The organism is Hydrogenophaga sp., assembly GCF_030158645.1.
In the GTDB taxonomy this organism is placed as follows: domain Bacteria; phylum Pseudomonadota; class Gammaproteobacteria; order Burkholderiales; family Burkholderiaceae_C; genus Hydrogenophaga.
Genome location: NZ_JAOASO010000042.1, coordinates 1 through 2963, shown reverse-complemented (window position 1 = coordinate 2963; position 2963 = coordinate 1). Strand labels below are relative to the sequence as shown.

Sequence of the window (2963 nt, the reverse complement as noted above, 5' to 3'; positions counted from 1 at the left end):
CGACCAAGCCAGCAGTGCCCGCGCCCATTGGCGCATGTCCGCCATCAAGCCCCAGAGCTGAGGCCGCTTCACGCGGCTTGTTCGCGTCCCCGCGCATGTACTCCATTCCTTTCCTCGACCTTCCTCCGCTGACACATGCCGGAGGCACCGTGCGCCTGCCGGGCTCGAAAAGCATTTCCAACCGGGTGCTGCTGCTCGCCGCGCTGAGCGAGGGCCACACCGACGTGACCGACCTGCTGGACTCGGACGATACCCAGGTGATGCTGGACGCCCTTCGCCAGCTCGGCTGCCGCATCGAACCCCAACCCGACGGAACCTTGCGTGTGCACGGCCTGGGCGGTCAATTGCCTGTGCGGCAAGCGCGGCTGTTCCTGGGCAACGCCGGCACCGCCATGCGCCCGCTCACCGCGGCCCTGGCCTTGCTTGCGTCCACCCATGGCGCCGAGTTCGAACTCAGCGGCGTGCCGCGGATGCACGAACGACCCATCGGCGATCTGGTGGATGCCTTGCGACAACTCGGCTGTGCGGTGGATTGCCTGGGACAGGAGGGCTATCCACCACTCAAGCTCGGCACAGGCTCACCTCTGGCGCTGCAACTGTCTGAGCCGATCCGCGTGCGGGGCGACGTGTCCAGCCAGTTCCTCACGGCCCTGCTCCTGGCGCTGCCGCTGGTGGCACAACCGCAAGCCATCGTGATTGAGGTGGTCGGTGAACTGATCTCGCGCCCCTACATCGAGATCACGCTGAACCTCCTGACCCGCTTCGGCGTGCAGGTGCAGCGCGACGGCTGGCAGCGTTTCACCATCCCGGCCGGCAGCCGCTACCGTTCGCCCGGGCGCATGCCGGTGGAAGGCGACGCCTCGTCGGCGAGCTACTTCATTGCGCTGGGCGCCATCGCGCCCGGTGCCCAGGGCATCACCATCGAGGGCGTGGGTCTCGCCTCCATCCAGGGCGACATCCGTTTCGTCGAAGCCGCCCGGCTCATGGGCGCCGAGATCACGGGCGAAGCCAACCGCCTGCACATCCGGCGCGGCGCCTGGCCGCTCAAGGCCATCGAACTGGACTGCAACCACATTCCCGATGCGGCCATGACCTTGGCCGTGATGGCGCTTTACGCCGACGGCACGACAACGCTGCGCAACATCGCCAGCTGGCGCGTGAAGGAGACCGACCGCATCGCCGCCATGGCCAACGAATGCCGCAAGCTCGGCGCCACGGTGGAAGAAGGCGCGGATTTCATCCGCATCACCCCGCCCACCACCTGGCGGGCAGCCAGCATCCACACCTACGACGACCACCGGGTGGCCATGTGCTTCTCGCTCGCCGCCTTCAACCCGGCGAGCCTGCCGGTGCGCATTGAAGACCCGAAATGCGTGGGCAAGACCTTCCCCGACTACTTCGAGACCCTGTTCGACGTCTGCAGCACGCCGGCCCAGGCGATTCCCGTCATCTGCATCGACGGCCCCACGGCGTCGGGCAAGGGCACGCTGGCTTCGCAGCTGGCACAGCGCCTGGGCTACCACCTGCTCGACTCCGGTGCGCTCTACCGCGCCACGGCGCTCGCAGCACAAGACGCTGGCGTCTCGCTGGACGACGAGCCGGCGCTGGCCCGCCTCGCCGCCCAACTCCCGCTGGCGTTCCGCGACCACCAAGTGTTTCTCGGCGGCCGCGACATCACAGACCCGCTGCGCCTGGAATCCACCGGCGGCATGGCTTCCCGGGTGTCGCAACACCTCGCCGTGCGAAGCGCACTGCACGCCTTGCAGCAGAGCTTCCGGCGTCTGCCCGGCCTGGTGGCCGATGGGCGCGACATGGGCACGGTGATCTTCCCGGACGCGGCTTTGAAGGTGTTCCTGACGGCCACCGCCGAACAGCGCGCCCAACGGCGCCATAAGCAATTGATTTCAAAGGGAATTGCTGCTAACATCGACAGTCTTTTGGCAGACTTGCGAGAGCGTGATTTGCGGGACTCATCCCGCACACACGCGCCCCTCAAGCCCGCCGAAGATGCCTTGAAACTGGACAACTCCGAACTGGACATCGAGCAATCGGTGAGAACGGTGATGAACTGGTGGCAGGGCAAAACGGCGTTCTCGGGGAACTGAGCGCGCTTTCACCTCTGGCCCTGACGGCACAGCCGGGCGCTCCCAGCCCGCATGCCTGAAGGTTCTTTTCAACCAACCCCGCGGTGTTTCGCACCGCAATGTCAACGCCGCCCACACGTCGATCCCCGCGCAAACCGAGTCACCTTGGTTGAAAGCGCCGACGCTGAGTGGTTTTAGGAAATTCAATGTCTGAATCTTTTGCCGCCCTGTTCGAAGAGTCCCTGAAACGCGCCGAAATGCGCTCGGGCGAAGTCATCACCGCTGAAGTTGTTCGCATCGAACACAGCCACGTGGTGGTCAACGCCGGTCTGAAGTCGGAAGCCTATGTGCCGCTGGCCGAATTCAAGAACGACCTGGGTGAACTCGAAGTGCAGGTGGGCGACTTTGTGTCGGTTGCCATCGACTCCGTGGAAAACGGTTTCGGCGACACCCTGCTGTCGCGCGACAAGGCCAAGCGCCTCGCGTCGTGGATGTCCCTGGAGAAAGCACTCGAGTCGGGCGAATTCGTCACCGGCACGACCTCCAGCAAGGTCAAGGGCGGCCTCAAGGTCATGGTCAACGGCATCAGCGCCTTCCTGCCGGGCTCGCTGGTCGACAGCCGTCCGACCAAGGACCTGACCCCGTACGAAAACAAGACCCTGGAATTCAAGGTCATCAAGCTCGACCGCAAGCGCAACAACGTGGTGCTGAGCCGCCGTGCCGTGGTGGAAGCCTCCATGGGCGAAGAGCGCGCCAAGCTGATGGACACCCTCAAAGAAGGTGCCATCGTCCACGGCGTGGTCAAGAACATCACCGAATACGGCGCGTTCGTGGACCTCGGCGGCATCGACGGTCTGCTGCACATCACCGACATGGCAT

2 protein-coding genes are annotated in these 2963 nt (G+C 65.0%); both read left to right on the top strand.

Translation table 11 applies throughout. The annotated features are described in order from the left end of the window. The first annotated feature begins 95 nt into the window (after nucleotides 1-95). Nucleotides 96-2105, top strand: coding sequence for a bifunctional 3-phosphoshikimate 1-carboxyvinyltransferase/cytidylate kinase (locus Q1W68_RS04670; protein WP_300648255.1), 2010 nt, complete (start codon nucleotides 96-98; stop codon nucleotides 2103-2105). A 185-nt stretch (nucleotides 2106-2290) separates the two neighbouring features. Beyond that, nucleotides 2291-2963: S1 RNA-binding domain-containing protein (locus tag Q1W68_RS04665; RefSeq protein ID WP_300715715.1), on the top strand; the 673-nt coding region annotated here is incomplete at its 3' end.

Coding starts and splice junctions, on each gene's coding strand:
- Q1W68_RS04670 (WP_300648255.1), top strand. CDS start 96: ATGTACTCCATTCCTTTCCTCGACCTTCCTCCGCTGACACATGCCGGA.